The sequence below is a fragment of the Bacillus sp. AFS055030 genome, from assembly GCF_002574545.1.
In the GTDB taxonomy this organism is placed as follows: domain Bacteria; phylum Bacillota; class Bacilli; order Bacillales; family Bacillaceae_G; genus Gottfriedia.
The window spans coordinates 15,657-34,397 of the sequence record NZ_NUGT01000031.1 but is presented as its reverse complement, the minus strand read 5'-3'; the positions used below and the strand labels follow the sequence as shown (position 1 = coordinate 34,397).

Genomic DNA, 18,741 nt, shown 5'->3' with positions numbered 1-18,741 from the left:
CACAGCACTTTTTGTTATGATAAAAGAAAGACTAGTAAAAGAGGAATAAGTATTGAGAATTAATGTTTATATTAGCGCATCAGGGTATTGTTCGAGAAGAGCAGCAGAGCGATTAGTTGCTTCTGGCCAAGTTAAAATTAATGGACTAACTGCTGAAAAAAACAGCATAGTAGAAGAAGACGATCTTGTGCAAGTAAATGATGAAGTTATTCACTTGACAAGTGAAAAAGATTATATCATTTTAAATAAACCAGTAGGAATTACTTGTACAGGATTACGAACTGTAGAAGGTAATATAATTGATTTTATTAATTATCCAAAGAGGATTTTTCCAATTGGTCGATTAGATAAAGATTCTGAAGGTTTAATTATCCTCACAAATGACGGACCTATTGCACATAAAATTTTACATAGTGAACATGGACATGAAAAGGAGTATATTGTCACAGTTGATCAGCCAATTGATGCAGAATTTATTCATGGTATGTCAAATGGAGTACAGATAGGAACAGTTTTAACTAAAAAATGTAAAGTTGAAAAAATAGATGATTATACTTTTCGAATTATTTTAACGCAAGGTTTAAATCGTCAAATTCGGAAAATGGCAAAAAGTTTTGGATTTAGAGTGATTAAATTAAAAAGAATCCGAATTATGAATATCCATATGGAAAATCTAGAAATAGGTAAATGGAGAAAATTAACAGACGCCGAACTATTTTATTTAAAAGAACAATTGAAAGAGGAAGAAACAAATGAAAATTTTAATTGATGCAGATGGTTGTCCAGTAGTTTCAGAAACAATTAAAATTGCAGCAGAATTTAAAATAAACGTTCTTTTATTATGTGATACTGCTCATATCATGCAAAGAGAAGGCGCTGAAACAATCGTTGTTTCACAAGGTGCTGATGCAGTTGATTTTGCTTTAGTAAATCGGGTTGAAAAAGGAGATCTCATCATTACCCAAGATTATGGTCTAGCAGCAATGGTATTATCAAAGAATGCTTACGTATTAAATCAAAACGGTTTTCAATATACAAATGAAAATATTGATTCACTTTTACATACTAGATATGTTTCAAAGAAAATTCGGAATGCTGGTGGACGAGTGAAGGGACCAAAAAAACGCCAAAAGCTTGATAATACGAATTTCGAAAACGGCTTAAGAAAATTACTTTCTTCAATTTCTTTATAGTAAAATAGAATTGTACAAATAAAATAAAAAGGAGGCAAGCATGCTTACACTTGCAAGAGAAAACTTAAAAAAATATTTTGGTTATGAAAATTTTAGAGCTGGACAAGAACAAATTATTGAACGAGTATTATCTGGCCAGCATACTGCAGGTATAATGCCTACAGGTGGTGGGAAGTCGATCTGTTATCAAATTCCAGCGACAATTCTTCAAGGAATTACCCTCGTCATTTCTCCTTTAATCTCTTTAATGAAAGACCAGGTAGATGCATTGCATCAAGTAGGTATTCCTTCCACATTTATTAATAGTTCTCTTTCTTATAAAGAAGTAAATGAAAGAATGATGGATTTAAGTTATGGTGAATACAAAATTTTATATGTTGCACCTGAAAGATTAGAATCAGAAAGTTTTATTAATGAGCTAAAAAGATTGCCAATCTTACTTGTTGCAGTAGATGAAGCTCACTGTATATCGTCATGGGGACATGATTTTAGACCAAGTTACTTACGCATAAAAAACTTAATACAAGAATTGCCTACAAACCCAACAATATTGGCACTAACTGCGACGGCAACTCCTCAAGTTAAATCAGATATTTGTAATCAACTAGGCATAAATGAGGAAACGACAATCATTACGGGCTTTGAAAGGGAAAATTTGTCATTTAAAGTCATTAGAGGTCAAAATAGATTAGATTATATTTGTAATTACATAAAACAAAATAAAAACGAATCAGGAATTATTTACGCCGCAACAAGAAAAGAAGTAGATAATGTTACGAATAAATTAAAAAACCAAGGAATTTCTGTCGGTAAATACCATGCGGGCTTGAGCGATGCAGAACGGTCTAAACAACAAGATGCATTTTTGCAAGATAATATTAATGTAATGGTTGCTACGAATGCTTTTGGAATGGGAATTGACAAAAGTAATGTTAGATACGTAATCCATTACCAAATGCCTAAAAATATGGAAAGCTATTATCAAGAGGCAGGAAGAGCAGGTCGAGATGGGTTAGAAAGTGAATGTATTTTACTATTCACGGCACAAGATGTTCAAATACAAAGATTTTTAATTGAGCAATCAACTTTTGACCCTAATCGCCTAAAACAAGAAATCTCTAAATTACAATCAATGAAGGATTATAGTTATTGCGAAACATGTTTACAGGCATTTATTTTAAAATACTTTGGGGACGAAAGTGACCACTCCTGCGGAAAGTGTAGTAATTGTATTGACAAGCGGACTGCAATAGACATTACAATTGATGCTCAAATCGTTTTATCCTGCATTATCCGAATGGGTGAACGATTTGGTAAAACAATGGTCGCATCAGTACTAACAGGTTCAATGAATAAAAAATTAATAGACTTAAATTTTCATACTTTAACGACATACGGTTTATTTAAAAACCGTACATTAAAAAGTGTTGGCGATTTAATTGATTATTTAACATCGGAACAATATATTGGCGTTACAAGTGGTAAATTCCCATTGTTAACTGTAACAAATAGAGGAAGAGAAGTACTACTAAATAAAATAAACGTAATGAAAAAAGAAGAAATCCAAGTGACTGAAATGACAACTGTTGATAATGGTTTATTTGATCAACTACGAAGTTTACGTAAAGAAATTGCATCAGAACTTGGCGTACCACCATTTGTCGTCTTTGCAGATAGTACTTTACGAGATTTATGTAAATTACTTCCTACTACTGACGAAGAATTCCTACAAGCAAAAGGTGTCGGATTACAAAAACAACAAAAATTTGGTAAGCAATTTATAGAAGTGATTAAGAAGTATAAAGAAGAAAACCAAATTGAAGCAGAGACAACAAAACCAAAAGCGACAACAATTAATAAAGTACTTTCACACAAAATATCATATGAATCTTATCAAAACGGACTTTCTATTTCCCAAATTGCAGAAGAGAGAGGATTAAGTACGACTACCGTTGAAAATCATATTCTGCAAAGTGCAATAGAAGATGATCAGTTTGATTGGGATGAAGTAGTGCCAAATGAAATTGAAAAACAAATTAAAGAAGTAATTAATACAGTCGGTAGCGAAAAGCTTCGACCTATAAAAGATGAATTACCTTCTGAAATTAGTTATTTTATGATTAAAGCAGTGATTATGAAATCTGCTACATAATAGTAACTTTTGTGCACTAAAAGTATAAAGAGCTTCCTAAATTGATTTGGAAGCTCTTTATTATTCCTATTTTTTACTAGCTTTAACTTTTATTTGATTACTTACTTTACTCTCATTATGAAGGCGATCTACAGCAGTTATTTCATACGTATAGTCTTTATCTAAATTTGCTGTTGTATCTAAATAGATTGTTTTGCCATTTTCTGATTTGCGAACGGTAGTTAAGATGTTTCTTGGATCATCAATGCTATCTTTCTGTAATCCGTCAAAACGGTAAACGACATAATATGAAACATCTTGATCATTTGGATGGGTATTTAAAGTAAGTTGGATTCCATCTTTTGTACGAAGAGCGTTTTCGAATTTTGGTTGCTTTGGAGCTTGATCATCTAACCATGGCATTGAAGGTATTAATGCCTTTGTTCTATATAAGTCTTGGCTTAAGCGATCCTTAATACCAAGTGGATTTCGATTTAAGTCTTTTAGTGAAAAATGCATACTACCTTTGATTTCTGGAATTGTACGATTTAATGCAATTTGTTTTGGTAATTCATCAGGAAGAGCCCATGCTTCATTGTTAGCGTTAATTTTATAATCAGCTTGTCCAATATATAAATCAACATTCTTACCTTTTACTTCCTTCGTCCACCAATTTGCTAGCTTATCATATGCAGCTGGTTCAAATCCTATATTCCAATAGATTTGAGGAGTAATATAATCAATGTATTCATTATTAATCCATTCTCTTGTATCCGCAAATAGATCATCGTAATTTGTTTGACCAGCAGTTGTATTTGAACCAGTAGGGTCTTTTGCAATATTACGCCAAACTCCAAAAGGACTAATACCAAATTTAACATATGTTTTTTCTTTTTTTATTGAATGATGAAGAGTTTTTACAAACTGATTTACATTTTCTCGTCGCCAATCTTCAATATTAGCAAAATTTTGTTTACCATATTTTTCGTATGAAGATTGATCAGGAAATTCTTGCCCTGCAATACGATATGGATAAAAATAATCATCTAAGTGTACTGCATCAATATCATATTTTTTTACAACTTCCATAATCCCATCAATAATAAATTGACGTGCATCTGGATTACCCGGGTCAAAATATAATTGTTTTCCGTAAGGGACTACCCATTCAGGATGTTTTCGTGCAGGATGGTTATCTGCTAAAGTATTTAAATCTTCTAAAGTCGCATCTCCTGGGGCAGTTCTTGGCATCGTAATACGATAAGGATTAAACCAAGCATGAAATTCAATATTTCGTTTATGTGCTTCTTCAACCATAAATGCAAGTGGATCATAGCCGGGATCCTTACCTTGTGTACCAGTTAAGTATTTAGACCAAGGACCATATTCAGAAGGATAAAAAGCATCAGCGGTCGGCTTAATTTGTACAACAACTGAATTCATCCCCATCTTTTCTACATCATTTAATAGTTTAATAAACTCTGATTTTTGTTGCATTTCAGACAAGCCAGTAGTTGATGGCCAATCGATATTTGTAACTGATGCAATCCAAGCTGCTCGCAACTCATGCTTAGGCGGGACTGAGTACTGTGAAGTAGTTTCAGCATGAACATTTTGAATTTGTTGAAATAATAACGATGCGCCTACTGTAGCAGCAATCGCATATTTACCAAGTTTTCTTTTCTTCATAAGTGTTTCACCTTACTTTCTATTAAATTAGTAGCGCTTACATAATATAAAACTACCAAAAATGGAAAGTATTGTCTATCGTTTTTGAAATTAAATTTCAAAAAAATCTAAAAAATCAAGAAATTAAATTTCGACTTTTGTTCATTTGTGAAAATCCAAAATATAAAGCATTTTATCATTCGCGAATTATATCCTTTATTGTCTTAAATTGGTAAACTATTAATTGTAAGTATATTTGCAGAAACTAAAGGTCATATAAGGAAAGAACATTCATAATTTATTCAAATTTTATAAGACGAGAGAGGAAAATAATTTGAAGATCAGTCAATTAATTGCAAATAATATTAATAAATTAGATGCAATATTACCAGATAATCAGTCTTTGGGAATTGCTGGATTATTTGGTTCAGGTAAAACAACTTTTTGTCAAACAATTGGAGTTTTTTGATTGTTATTTTTATGAATCATAAAACAGCCAATTTTTATTGAATAATGTTCACATTTTATACATGGAAATAGAAAAGAATACTTAGTATGATTAATCTGTATAAAAAAACGAAATTTCTAAAAATACATTTTATATTAAAAAAATATTTTATTTGAAAGTGGGAGATATGGTGAATCATTTAAACTTAGGTAGGAACTTAAAAATATCAGCGGGTTTAACAGTATTTGTAATACTTTTGATGACATATCTTTTAAACTAAAATATTGTAATTAGCTTGATCATGTAAACTCATTTGTCAAAAATACAAATGAGTTTTTTTATTTATATTTTTTTAAAAATTCATTTATGAACTCATCAATATTTTCAATAAACTCTGGTGCTAAATGTTAGCCAAATCATTGGGAGAAAATTTCAGACATAGAAACATGACTTAATCTAACCGATGCAAAAAGGAGATAGCATGCCTATATAGAATATAAGCATTGTAAGGAGTGTGAGGGCATGATAGTCGGAGATGTAATATTAACTAGTACTCAAATAAGAGAGCAATTGGATTTGAAACCTAGTACATTCAGAAAGTATCAGGACATCTTAGAGAAAGTTGGTTATAAGATTAAGAAGAATAGTAGAGGACATCGACAATATTCTAATTATGATGTCTTAATATTCGAAAAACTAATTGAATTAAGTAAGCATGACGGTATGACGTTAGAAAAGTCTGCGAGAATGATAATAGAGCAAACCAATAGATTAATACCTCAATCTGATACGATAAACGAAGACAAGTCTATAACCTTAACAGAGCACTTAATACAAAAAAACAATGGACAGCAATTACAAACAATTGAAAAACTAATGAATGAAATGGAAGAAAGACTTTCTAAAAAGATGGATCTACAACATAAAGAAGTATTAAAACAACGAGAAAAGCAAACTAGATTACTGATAGAAGAATGGAGAGAACAAAGAAAACAAGATCAACAACTTTTACTAGAAACGGCAGCCACTCAAGAAAAAAATTCAATACGAAAGAAAGTAAGTAAAAAACTAGAAGAATTAAAAAAATGGTATTTCGAAATATGAGCTTAATATTGATGGATTTTCATTAACCCCTCATTCTAGTTACCTCATTAAGTTCAAAAAATGCAATTTTAGGAAAAGTTACTCTTCATGAATAGACGAAATGGCCTCTAATCAAATATTGTAAAAACAGAACATACATTCTGGTGTTTTAGATGTTCTTATGGTAAAATTAGGTAGAGTAGAGTTGTGGTAGGTGCCTTTCTTCGCTAAGAAGGGAGGTGAGAATGTGACTGGTTATGAGATTGCAAATTTAATTATTCAATGTGTTGGGATAACTTCAACTGTAATCTTAAGCATAATCGGTATAATCATTTCCATTAGCAAAAAAAAATAACCACCCTACCCCTCAAATGGTTGTGGTGATTATTTTTTCACTGGATCCGAGGAAAGCAACTTTACCAATTACTACTCGGAAGGGGTGTGTTCGCAGCACATCCCTTTTTAGTATATTCTTTATGACTTAATTATAGTCTTTTTAGTATAGTTTGACAATGAAGTTAACGTTCTTTTTAAGTGAATAAATCGTTAATTTGCAATTTTTTCATTTGAATTTTGCGATAGCTTCTTTGGTGAATTCAGAAGCAAGATTAAAGCAATCCCTAAAAATGTCATAAAAATTCCAATTACTTGCGTTAATGTTGGTTTAAATCCTGTAATGACTGTATCTAAAACAATGGCAACTGCAGGATCTAAAAATGTTAACACAGCAATTATATTAGAAGGTAAAAATCGAATATTACCAAAAAATAATGCATAAATAACGCCTGTGTGAACAAATCCAATAATGATAATAAAACTCCAGTTTTCTAAATGTAAGTTTTGAAAAGAATCAAATTTAACAAAAGGAATTAATAGTAGAAACCCTAATGTTGTTTGAAGTAATGTCGTAAAATATGAGCTAGTTTGATTAATCCCCTTATTTACAATCATTAATAACCCATAAAAGATTGCTGCAAGAAATGCCCAAATGACACCAGACGAAAGGAATTTATCAAGTGTAAAATCGGAATTAATACCAGATAAAAGAATAGATCCGATAAAACTACTTAAAACCCCAAGTAAAGGAATTATCGTGATTTTTTCCTTATAAATTAAACTTCCCAATAAGAACAAAATAACAGGGGCTAAATAATAAATTGAAACTGAAATTGTAACTGATAAATTTTCAAATGATTTAAATAAAAATACCCAATTCAAAACTAATAAGATCCCACTAAATAAAGAAAGAGCTATGTCTTTTTTATTAAATAGTTCTTTTTTAGCTAACCCTGATAAATTCCAAACGGAAAATAAAAATATGCTCGCAAAAACACATCTAATAAAAACTAAATCAATAGCTTTTAGCCCGGTTCGAGGAGCGACGAAACCTACTGTGCCGAAAGTAGCCATTGCAATAATGATACTAATTGTCGCTTTTTTATTTACTGCCAAATTCCCCAATATGTATCACATCCATTCTATGTGTAATTTCAATATTCTGTCAAATAAGTATATACTAAACTTTAGAGTTATATCAATTGAATTAATCTTAGGGTTTGAATAAATCATACATCATATAACGTGTTCATGAGGAAGTAAAAGGGAAAAAAAGAAAGATACTTCTTTAATTAGAAGTTCTAAATAAAAATATTTTACAAGACCTTTTCAAAATTTATAAAATCGAAGTTTTCATTAAATTCTGTTTAAATTAATAGGCAAATAAATAGATTTCATTTATACTATTATTTGTAGTTTTATAGCTTGATTGTAAATATATGTCAATTTAGTGATTATTTTTTGAATTGTGAGGGGAAATTTGATGAATATCGTAGTAGTAAATGGATCACCTAGAGCAAATGGTCGAACTAGATTCTTAGCAAAACAAATTGCAGACTCTAATAATTTTACAAATTTAGATTTAGCATTTGAACAAGTTCCTCTTTATAATGGGGAAGCTGAACAAAAAGAACTTGAAGCAGTTAAAGCAATTAAAGAATTGCTAGTTAATGCTGATGGAATCATACTTTGTACGCCAGAGTACAATAATGCGATGAGTGGAGCTTTAAAAAACCTAGTTGAACTATTAGGTTCTGAACCATTCAAGAAAAAGCCAATTTCTTTATTAGCAGTAGCTGGTGGTGGAAAAGGTGGTATTAACGCTTTAAATAGTATGAGAACAGTAATTCGCGGTGTATATGGAAACGCATTACCAAAACAACTTGTTTTAGACCCAGTTGATTTTGAAAATGATACAGTTGTAAAGCCTGAAGCATTTTCAAAAGTAGCTGAAGTAATTGATGAATTAAAAGAATATGTACAAAAAGAAATTTTATATAAAGATTACTTAGCATCAAAAAGTGTTTCCAAATAAAATAAATGGTCCTATTCAATTATTTGATAGGACCATTAAAAATAGCTTAACGTGTTTGTTAAGCTTAGAGTAAAAACGATTTATCATTTACATTCCTAATAGGAAAGTTCATTTTGTATCGGACAGCGATCATTCTAATTGCTGTAGTAATTAGAAAACAAATATACAAAGATTGTAATTTAGTAAATTCATCATGTGTAAACAAAATTGTTATCGATCCGATGATTGCTGCAATTGCATAAATTTCTTTTCGGAATACAAATGGAATTTCTCTTGCGAATACATCTCGCATAATTCCACCACCAATTCCAGTGATTAATCCCATCGAAATAATTAAAAAAGAACCTTTTAAGCCATGATCAATTGCCGAGTAGGAACCAACAGCAGTAAAAACACCTAAACCAATTGCATCAGTAATAATTAAAGTTGATTGGAACTGCATTGTTCGTTGATAAAATAACCATGTTACAATTGATACTACTGTACTTACGATAAAATATTGAGGTTTTGCAAAAGCATTCGGAACCGTTTGACCTAAAATAATATCACGAATTAACCCTCCGCCAAGCGCAGTACAAGCTGCTAAAAAAACAACACCAAATAAGTCCAATTTCTTTTGAATACCAACCAAAGTACCTGAAATGCTAGCAGCGATTATACCTGCATAGACAAAAACCTCGATCAAAATCATCCATTCTATCCCCTTAATTCCATTTTCTATGATTCATTTTAGCAACAGGTAAGGACTATTACAATATTAAAATAACTTTGAAAACGCTTCATTTTAAAAAATTTTTTCATAAAAAAAAATTACAGTATTTTACATAAAATTCACTTGAATTTATAGATTGGAGAGGTTAAAATGCCAAACAATATTAAACATCAAAAAAATAAAATTGTATCAAAAGAAATTGAATTAATAATGGCCAAATTTAATATTGTCGGCTGTCAAGCAGCTGCAGTTTTGAAAGATAAACTGATTTGGTCTGATGCTTATGGTTTTCGTAATTTAGAAACAAGAGACTTAGTTACTGAAAATACGATGTTTCGAATTGCTTCTATTTCAAAACTGTTTACTGCTACAGCAATCATGCAATTAGTTGAAAGAAAATTAATCGATTTAAATCAAGATATTAGTCATTATTTAGGTTTTAAAGTAAGAAATCCTAATTTTCCTAATTCTTTTATTACATTGAGACAAATTTTAACTCATACATCTTCACTTAACTCAGACGATGCATCGAATAGTGTTTATGCAAAGTTTATTAAAGATGGACATTCGAATTTTACTATACAACTTAAAGATTTATTAAATGAAAATGGAAATTATTTTACGAAAGAAATATGGGGGAATTGGAAACCAGGAACTGATTGGATGTATTCAAATATTGGTGCGATCATATGCGGTGCAATTATTGAAAGAGTAACTAGTTTACGATTTGACCAATATATTAAACAAAATTTATTTGAACCACTAGAAATGAAGAATGTTGCTTTTTCATATTCAAATATAAACAAAAGTCATGAACTAGCAAATTTATATGAAAAAAATAAAGATACAAATATATATAATGTATCAATTGATGATGTTAGGCAAAGTGGTTATTCGAAAACTCATTGGGATCAATACATCATTGGAAATCATGGAGGATTATTTGAACCTCAAGGTGGACTAAGGACAACTGCGGTTGAATTAAGTAAGTTTTTACGAGCTCATATGTTAAATGGGCGTTTAAATGGACAACAAATGCTTGAACAAAAAACTTCAAAATTAATGAAATCAATTCAATGGTCTAGAGAAGAAAATAATCACTTTTTTAGTAAAATGGGTCTTGGTTTTCATATTAGCCACGACTTCTTACCGGATTACAAAGAAATGATTGGACATGCAGGTGAAGCATACGGATTAATTAGTAATTTATATTGGCATGATGAGAAACAATTTGGCATAATTTTTATCTTGAACGGAAGCCAGTTCGATTTATCCCAAAATTCAAGATTTGAAGTAGAAAAAGAATTAGCAGAAGTTATTTATAAATATGTTATTGAAGAAAGCTTATTAAAAACAAATTGAAAGTATAAAATATCCTCTTAGACTGATATTGTTTGTCAACAGTCTAAAAAATCAAGTTTTTGTACTTTCTCTACACAAAGAGGACCTATTTTAAAATAGGCCTTTTTTAATTTCTGCTCAAAAATTTGGAGGGAATTTAAGAAATGATTTCAATTTTTCATTAATACTTGATTGATATGAACTAAAATGAGTAGTAATTGGATAAAAAATCAATATGGGAGAAAATTAATGTATATAGCATTATTATCAAAATCAAAATTGTCATTATTTCATGGTGGAAAGTCACGCATCGAACGAATAATTTCAATTGGCCCCTTTATGTTTTTAGTCAATTGAAAGCTTTTAAAAAACGTCAGGAAAAGACTAGCATTCCTATCTTTTATTTGCAGTAATTCACACATTCGTTTAATTAATTTGTCTATTCTGAGAGGTTGATTAGTATGGTATTGCAGCCAAAAATACTTGTCGTTACATCGAGTTTTGGAAATGGGCATAAAGAAGTATCGAAAGCGTTAAAAAGTGAGTTTGAACATATAAACTTTAACGATGTAACAATTATTGATATATACGAAGAAGCATATCCAAAAATTAATGTATTTGCAAAAAATATTCATTTGCAATTATTTCAACATGCCCAAACAATTTATAAATGGTTTTTCTATGGAACTGAGAAATTATTTGGGACAGTCATATTTGACAGATTTTTAGAATTATGCGGAAAGAATATAAAAAGTATTCTTCAAAAAGAGAAGCCAGATATTATTATTACTACATTTCCAGTTGGCTCCGTTGCAAAATGGAAAAAATATTCGACGCATCCTTGTAAATTATATACAGTTGTTACCGATTATTATATTCACCGTTCATGGATTCATAATGAAATTGATCGCTACTATATAGCGACTGAAGGATTAATACATCAGATGGTGAATTTAGGCGTTTCTTTATCGAAAATATTTGTAAGTGGTATACCTCTTCGCCAGGAATTTAAAGAATTAAATTTTTTAAATGAAGGGACAAGTAATTCGAAATCAAACGATCAAATATTAATCGTTGCTGGGGCAGTTGGATTATTAAAGGACGTTGAAAAAATGGCCAAGCAATTACTCGTTGAAACAAAACATAACGTAGCTGTTGTTTGTGGCTATAATCGCATCCTCTATAATAAATTAAATAAAATGACTGAAGAATATGAAGGGAGACTACAAGTATTTGGCTATGTAAATAATATACGTAATTTGTATAAAAAATCCGATATCTTAATCACAAAACCGGGTGGTATTACATTATCAGAATGTATTGCATGTAGTTTACCAACAATCCTATATAAACCAACACCAGGTCAAGAAAAAGAGAATTCCCTATTATTTGAAAATGCTGGTGCTTCAGTAACAGTGAAGTCATTAAATGAATTAATTTATTATATTAATCGAATTCTTCACAAATCAAATCATTTAGAACAAATGAAACTATCATTAACAGCACTTAATAAAGGCTTTAGTTCAGAATTAATTGTCAATGATATTTTTAGTTCAATTTCTTAGGAGTATTATGACTAAAAACTTTATGAACACGTAAAAACACCACAAGGTAATAAGTTTCCTTGTGGTATTTAGTTTGAATACAATAAATTGTTAATTTATAGATGTTAATTAAGATGAAATATGATTGAACACTCGAAAAGTGATGGATGACAAAATGAGAATGATTATATCGTCGAAAGTCAAATGGCTGTTGGAAAAATTGAAGAAAAAAATTAAAAAGGGATTAAACCTAATACATAGAATTATTATATTATACGTTTCAAATTTTCCATTTTTAACTAATGAAGTTTAAAAATGGTATTGAAATACATACACATAATCGGTTCAATAGAATTATGTACAGAATAAATATTTTGAGGTGAACAAAATGATCGTAGTTACAACTGAAAACATTGAAGGGTATAAACTAGTTGAAGTAAAAGGACCTGTATTTGGCGTAATTGTCCGTAGTAGAGGACTAGGTGGCGATATTTTAGCTGGTTTAAAAAGTCTTGTTGGTGGAGAAATCAAACAATACACTGCAATGCTTGAGGATGCGAGAAAAGAAGCGATGGATCGTATGACCAAAAATGCTAGTGAAATGGATGCGAATGCCATTATCATGATGCGCTTTGATTCAGGCGAAATTGGGCAAAACATGAGTGAAATTGTTGCTTATGGAACGGCTGTTGTAGTCGAGAAAATATAATGAAAACTTGATATGATCCCCTTTAGGTAGACATTTGAAAAAACCTTCATGTTAACATGGAGAAATAAATGTGACTTAGAGGGGATTTTTCTATGGCTAAAAAAGATTAATAGCTTTAAAAAATAATTTAAATTAAAAAGCAGTGATGAAGTATGTTATTGGTAACCCGAGATATCGAATTAACAGAAATAACGTACAACACTTTTGGCGCACACTTTTTATTTTAGACTATTTCTTTATTTTATTATTTTTGCCAAGTTAGTTGGCAAAATACATCATTCCTAATTCTCCAAATAGGATTATCTTCTAATTAAGAATCCGCTTAATTCCCCCAAATATTTTCAGAAAAATTTTCAATTAAATTACTATTTTTATAATATTCACGTCGTAATTATACAAAAATACTCAAATTCCTCTATAAAACTTGGTTATTCGACATTCTTGTTATTAATTATTTCTAATTATCTATTAATTGTTTTATAAGAAATCCCCCAATTTACTAACTTAAATTGCTGTTCTTATAATTGAGATGTATTTAATCGTATACGAGGGGGTAAGGAAATGGGCGTGGGTAAAGGTTTTAGTTTAAGAAAAATAATTCTATCAACTTTTGTGGGCGCAACACTAGTGTCTGGAATCGTTCTGACCGGTATGAAAGACAAAGTAAATGCTGTATCAAATGAGAAGTATAATTACAATCAAGTTTTGGATTTATTTGAAAATAAGGGGGCAGAAGGTTCAGTTAAGCAATATGTAAAGTTTTTACAGGATCCTACATATAAACCTGAAATAGCTAATAAAAACACATATATGCCAAATTTGAAAAATGCTGTCACTTTTGTTAATTCAGAGTTCAATTTAAAGCCATCTATTTTTCCTTCATTAAGGTCCGTTAATTCATCAGTTCTAGACAAAACGCGCAATTTTCTATGGGTTGGATCAGACGAAGGGGTAACAATGACGAACCTTAAGAGTAATAAGATTAAAAAGTATACAAAGTCAGATGGAAGTTTGTTGGATGATAAGGTCCTTCTTTTAATAGATGATGGACATAGTGGTATTTATGCAATTACTGAAACTGGTGTTTCACATCTAGTGCAAAAATAGGAGGATACAAAAAGATGAAGAAATTCTCAAAAAAAATTTTCGCTATTGGATTAACGACTGTTTTACTCCCATTGCAAGTTTATGCACAAAGTAGTGTTCCAAGTGGAGCACCGAACCATGCGAAGTATAAGTCTGTGAAACTAGAAGCAGTTCGTACAAAGGTAACTACTTATTTTAAGAATGAAGATCCCTCAATTCCAACAAATTTAAATTGGATTACCAACTCTCAAGCGCTAGACTTTCTTCCAGGTTCAGTAATTGCAGACGTTAATAGCACAATAAAAGATGCAGACGGTGTTTATTGGATTGGAACAAAAACTGGTTTACAACGGGTTGATTTTAGTGAAAAAGATCCAAGAGACATCGTTCAATACTTTGCGGGTCCAAGATATCTTTATGGCGGAGATGACAATGTACTCCAACTTGCAACTGATGAAATAGGTGGCATTTGGGTAAAAAATGAATCTGGTGTAACGCATATTGCGATGCCTAAAAAGTCTTTGAAAGAAAAAGCAGACTATATGGAAAAGTTTGTTCCAGTAGTTGATCGTCGTGGAAGTATTGCTGATCCTTCTTTTACTTTTACTGAGTCAGATCCAAATAAAAAGTATGTAGATTATAATTCACCTACAGGTTCTTTTATAGGAAATCCTGGACCAGTCGATAATGATAACCTATGGACAGCATATTATGGAATTGGAGAAACATATCGTTATCTTACTTTAAAACGTGAATATGGAAAGAATCCAACTTCAGCACAAATTCAAGAAATAAAAGCAGCTAAAGATGCAGCTATTAGAGCTACAAAAGCTGTCCTTTTATTGAACTATATTTCAGGACGAGACAATGGATTCCCAGTTAGAACATATGCATTAACGAGTGAATTGCCGGGAAGTACAGATTTTGGTTACCAAACACAGGGTGGTCTATGGTTCAAATACATTATGGATGGTTCTCCTAATCCAAATGGTATTATTCCAAGTATGCAAAGAACTGACAAACAGCCAATTGGTTATTCCATGGTCCGTGTGACAAAAGATGCACAAACAAAATTTGGAGATCAACTTTATTCTGGAGCGGATTTGAAAGATGCGAAGAGTTTTAACGGTTATCAATTAACTAAAGAAGCAATTGAAGAACTTAATAAAACACGTCCAGAAGGGCAAAAACTAGGTACTGATATATATGTACTTGACGCAAATGGGAATAAACAGGTAATGCCAGTCATTACAAATGCATCAAACAAAAATACCGCAAAAGATGATAAAACGACGAGTGCGACTAATAAACCGCTTTTCCAATTAACTGTACCAGTTTATGAAAAAATACCTCAATTTTTTAATGATCTATTTCCTAAAAGTGTAATCGGAAATGATGGTTTCATTGATTTAAATCAAATTGCATACAAAGCGGATACTTCTTCTGACGGGATTGCAGGGGTATATGCTATGTATTTAACTGCTTATACGTTACTTTGCGACGATTCAACATCAGAGTTAATTCAAATGAAAGATCTAATCGCAGAAGCAACTGAGAAAATGACAAATCTTATTCTTAAAAATGATAACTATTATATAGAAGATGCAACTGGAAAGAGTACGCAATGGGCAAAGTGGTCAGCTAAATATTTGGACGATAACTTAAATCTTATGAAACAACAGCCACTTTGGGAAGAAAATGTAGGTGTATATCCAGATGGAACGGATGCATTGTCCTATGGCTTTGAAGATGGACCACTAAAAGCTTTAGATTTAATGGCTATATTAAAAACAACAGCTACAGTGACAAAAGAAAAATATCCAATGGAACAACTAAAGTTTAAGTCAGCTTACGATTTAACATATGATTCGGCATTTAGTTCAATTGAACCTTATGTAAATGGGAAAGGCTATATAAATATGGCGCAGGAATATATAGAGCGTCGTCTTGTTCGTCAAGCTACTTGGGGTTATAATCTTTCTGGTAATAATAAAGAAACAGTGACATATGACAACATTCTTTCTTTCTATACTGGTGACGTACAAGAAGATTCAAATCTTAACGGTACATTGCACAAAGATTGGACACAATACATTAATTACTCTGATGAACAACTTTGCTGGTTCCCAGTTTATCAGCTAATTTTACAAGAAAAAAATCCAGAGAGACTCAAACAGATTACAGAAGCGTTTAGTCAATGGTATGAAAACGAAAAACGCGAAGAGAATCCTTTCTATACATTCTTGTACCAACTAGCAAATCCAGAAGATACTAAAGTTGATTTAAAATCAGCTGTAAGATATTTATACAGAACGCCTGCATTAAAGATAAATTTTGATGCGCAATATGATCGACAAGATGTGTTCTATATTGAACCAAATGATCGAGATGGTGGAAAAGCTCAAACCAACTATCCATTACCACTTGATGAAAAAAATGTTCATAAGAACAATATTAATCCATTCCAACGTACAAAAAATGGTGTAACTTATGCAAAAAATGCAAACTATAACTATAAAGCTGGAACAATGTTCAGTAGTAGCACCTACACTTTACCATACTGGTTTGGACGATATTTTGAAATGATTGAAGAAAGCAAATAATTGGAGTATCGACGTGCCTGCAGCGAATTTTGTGAAGCTGCAGGCATTTTAATTGTGCTTACCTGAAAGATGGGGAGAACTCTGTAGATCTTTGGTAATAACCTGGGGATGAAATGAAACGTAAAAAATTCACAATAGTATCAATTTTATTACAATGATTGCATAGACCCCTCGAAGATAAATTGCTATAATCAAGTACAGGTAAGTCAGATGGATGCTATTTAGCTAATTTAAACGTCCAATTAGGTCTTACCTAATATTTCTTGAAACAGTTGATATCGGTCATAATTTAGTTAGTAGATTGTATAGTATTGTAATACCAATACTCTTAGGGGGTCTGTTTACATGAAAAACTTGATTAAATTTATCACTTATCGAACGAATGAAGTAGTCGAGAAAATATAATGAAAACAGTTATTTTCGGTTTTTATGGTATCCAAATTTTATTTCTCATTATTTGTTTATTGTTAGGTTATTTTATTTACGATAAACGATTTAATCGAAATCATGGAAACCAAATACCTGAAGGATTTCAACGAACTAGCGAAGTTAATATTGACCCTGTAACAAAAGAGAAAACAAGAGTTTACTATAATCCAGATTCTGGTGAACGATTTTATAAAAAAGAAAAGTAATTTTAAAAACGCCCCTTTTGGGGCGTTTTTGTCAGAAGATCAAGTTTATTTGATCGTTGAGTTGATCAACTCAAGCATATCATCAAAATCAAACGGAGATTTCGATTTTACGGTTTCAGCAAATTGGGATACAAGTTTTAATGTTTCAATGCTTTCGATCGGATGGTGGCCAGCAGCACTTTCAGCGGAAAGCATGACTGCATTGGTCCCATCCATTACAGCCTGAAATACATCAGTTACTTCAGCTCTTGTTGGGAGTGAATGATCTATCATAGATTGTAGCATTTGGGTTGCTGTGATCACATATGTACCATTTAAATTACACTCATGAATCATCGCTCTTTGTAAGAGTGGGATCCATTGATATGGAAGTTCAACACCTAAATCACCACGGGCAATCATGATAGCATCAGTTTCTTTATTAATTTCTTGGAAATTTTTTATTGCTTCAATCGTTTCAATTTTTGCGATTAATTGAGGTGTTTTATCACCTTTTAATTTCATAAAACTTCTGATTTCCTGTAAATGAGATGCTCGTCGAATAAATGAGCATGCAATATAATCTAAACTTTCTTGTAAAATGAATTCGATGTCTTTACGGTCTTTTTCAGTAATAGCAGGTAAACTTGTCACAACACCAGGTAAATTAACCCCTTTATGTGAAGAAATTTCACCTCCTGTTTTCACAGAAGTGATGATTTTACTTTGTTCTATCTTTTCAACGTATAACTCCACTTCACCATCATTAATTAATATGCGATCTCCTTGTTTCACATCATTTATTAACCCCTTGTAATCGACACTTGCTTGATTACGATCACCTGTAATCTCATCAATTACGAGTGTGAAAGTTTGATTAGGTTCAAGATTTATTTTTTCCCCTTCAATTTTACCTAATCGAATTTTTGGACCTTGGAGGTCTCCTAAAATCTTGATTTCTTTTCCTGTCTCTTTACTGATCGTTTTTATTAGTTCGATGACATGATGGTGACTGTCATGTGTTCCGTGAGAAAAATTGAGTCTTGCGATCGTCATGCCATGCTCAATTAATTCAGTCAGTATTTTTTTATCAAAACTAGCTGGTCCTATCGTACAAATTCGATCAATGGTCATTTAATATCGCCTCCATTTACTGGAATTATTATACCCAAGATAGAGTAGAAGAAATTAAATAATTTTTGAAGTGTTAATTATTTAAAAATAACTTAAATAATCTA

At 31.3% G+C, this 18,741-nt stretch carries 15 protein-coding genes and 1 pseudogene; 12 read left to right on the top strand and 4 right to left on the bottom strand.

All coding sequences use genetic code 11. The features are described from left to right. Positions 1 to 52 precede the first annotated feature (52 nt). Genes CN925_RS12945 through recQ form a run of 3 tightly spaced genes read left to right on the top strand, consistent with a single transcriptional unit; the run spans position 53 to position 3,345 of the window. Positions 53 to 769 (top strand): pseudouridine synthase, encoded by a 717-nt coding sequence (locus CN925_RS12945; protein WP_098846638.1) that lies wholly within the window; start codon positions 53 to 55, stop codon positions 767 to 769. Continuing rightward, the gene (locus CN925_RS12940; protein ID WP_098846637.1) at positions 753 to 1,193 is read left to right on the top strand and encodes a YaiI/YqxD family protein; all 441 of its coding nucleotides are present in this window, start codon (positions 753 to 755) and stop codon (positions 1,191 to 1,193) included. The genes CN925_RS12945 and CN925_RS12940 overlap by 17 nt, the downstream gene beginning before the upstream one ends. A gap of 40 nt (positions 1,194 to 1,233) precedes the next feature. Then, entirely contained in the window at positions 1,234 to 3,345 is a 2,112-nt protein-coding gene (recQ, locus tag CN925_RS12935; RefSeq protein WP_098846636.1) for a DNA helicase RecQ, read from the top strand. 66 nt (positions 3,346 to 3,411) lie between these two features. Here recQ and CN925_RS12930 read toward each other — a convergent pair whose 3' ends face one another. After that, positions 3,412 to 5,013: a glycoside hydrolase family 10-like protein gene (locus CN925_RS12930; RefSeq protein ID WP_098846635.1), complete on the bottom strand. Its 1,602-nt coding sequence runs from the start codon at positions 5,011 to 5,013 to the stop codon at positions 3,412 to 3,414. Positions 5,014 to 5,326: 313 nt separating this feature from the next. Between CN925_RS12930 and CN925_RS12925 the strand changes: the two are divergent. Further along, a pseudogene (locus tag CN925_RS12925) lies at positions 5,327 to 5,452 on the top strand (ABC transporter); the annotation flags it as partial. Between the two features lie 510 nt (positions 5,453 to 5,962). Then, entirely contained in the window at positions 5,963 to 6,544 is a 582-nt protein-coding gene (locus CN925_RS12920) for a MerR family transcriptional regulator (RefSeq protein ID WP_098846633.1), read from the top strand. 525 nt (positions 6,545 to 7,069) lie between these two features. Here CN925_RS12920 and CN925_RS12915 read toward each other — a convergent pair. Then, positions 7,070 to 7,984 carry a DMT family transporter gene (locus tag CN925_RS12915; protein ID WP_098846632.1) on the bottom strand — a complete coding sequence of 305 codons (915 nt, stop codon included), beginning with the start codon at positions 7,982 to 7,984 and terminating at the stop codon, positions 7,070 to 7,072. Positions 7,985 to 8,342: 358 nt separating this feature from the next. Here CN925_RS12915 and CN925_RS12910 point away from each other — a divergent pair, with 358 nt between their 5' ends. Continuing rightward, positions 8,343 to 8,894, top strand: a complete 552-nt coding sequence (locus CN925_RS12910; protein ID WP_098846631.1) for an NADPH-dependent FMN reductase — start codon at positions 8,343 to 8,345, stop codon at positions 8,892 to 8,894. A 64-nt stretch (positions 8,895 to 8,958) separates the two neighbouring features. Here CN925_RS12910 and CN925_RS12905 read toward each other — a convergent pair whose 3' ends face one another. Further along, entirely contained in the window at positions 8,959 to 9,585 is a 627-nt protein-coding gene (locus tag CN925_RS12905; RefSeq protein ID WP_098846630.1) for a trimeric intracellular cation channel family protein, read from the bottom strand. 171 nt (positions 9,586 to 9,756) lie between these two features. On the opposite strand from CN925_RS12905, the gene CN925_RS12900 reads away from it, so the two are divergent. The 6 genes from CN925_RS12900 to CN925_RS12875 all read left to right on the top strand — a co-directional run bounded on the left by CN925_RS12900 (position 9,757) and on the right by CN925_RS12875 (position 17,524). Further along, a complete protein-coding gene (locus CN925_RS12900; protein WP_098846629.1) occupies positions 9,757 to 10,968 on the top strand; it encodes a serine hydrolase domain-containing protein in 1,212 nt (403 codons plus the stop codon). Between the two features lie 440 nt (positions 10,969 to 11,408). Then, entirely contained in the window at positions 11,409 to 12,512 is a 1,104-nt protein-coding gene (locus CN925_RS12895; protein WP_098846628.1) for an MGDG synthase family glycosyltransferase, read from the top strand. Between the two features lie 367 nt (positions 12,513 to 12,879). After that, positions 12,880 to 13,200 carry a YbjQ family protein gene (locus CN925_RS12890; protein ID WP_088011817.1) on the top strand — a complete coding sequence of 107 codons (321 nt, stop codon included), beginning with the start codon at positions 12,880 to 12,882 and terminating at the stop codon, positions 13,198 to 13,200. A gap of 561 nt (positions 13,201 to 13,761) precedes the next feature. After that, a complete protein-coding gene (locus tag CN925_RS12885; RefSeq protein WP_098846627.1) occupies positions 13,762 to 14,307 on the top strand; it encodes a hypothetical protein in 546 nt (181 codons plus the stop codon). A 14-nt stretch (positions 14,308 to 14,321) separates the two neighbouring features. Continuing rightward, on the top strand, positions 14,322 to 16,889 hold the full coding sequence (locus tag CN925_RS12880) for a hypothetical protein (RefSeq protein WP_098846626.1): 2,568 nt from the start codon (positions 14,322 to 14,324) through the stop codon (positions 16,887 to 16,889). Positions 16,890 to 17,293: 404 nt separating this feature from the next. Further along, on the top strand, positions 17,294 to 17,524 hold the full coding sequence (locus tag CN925_RS12875; RefSeq protein WP_098846625.1) for a hypothetical protein: 231 nt from the start codon (positions 17,294 to 17,296) through the stop codon (positions 17,522 to 17,524). A gap of 45 nt (positions 17,525 to 17,569) precedes the next feature. Here the strand turns inward: CN925_RS12875 and CN925_RS12870 are convergent, their stop codons facing one another. Continuing rightward, entirely contained in the window at positions 17,570 to 18,637 is a 1,068-nt protein-coding gene (locus tag CN925_RS12870) for a pyruvate kinase (RefSeq protein WP_098846624.1), read from the bottom strand. Positions 18,638 to 18,741 lie beyond the last annotated feature (104 nt).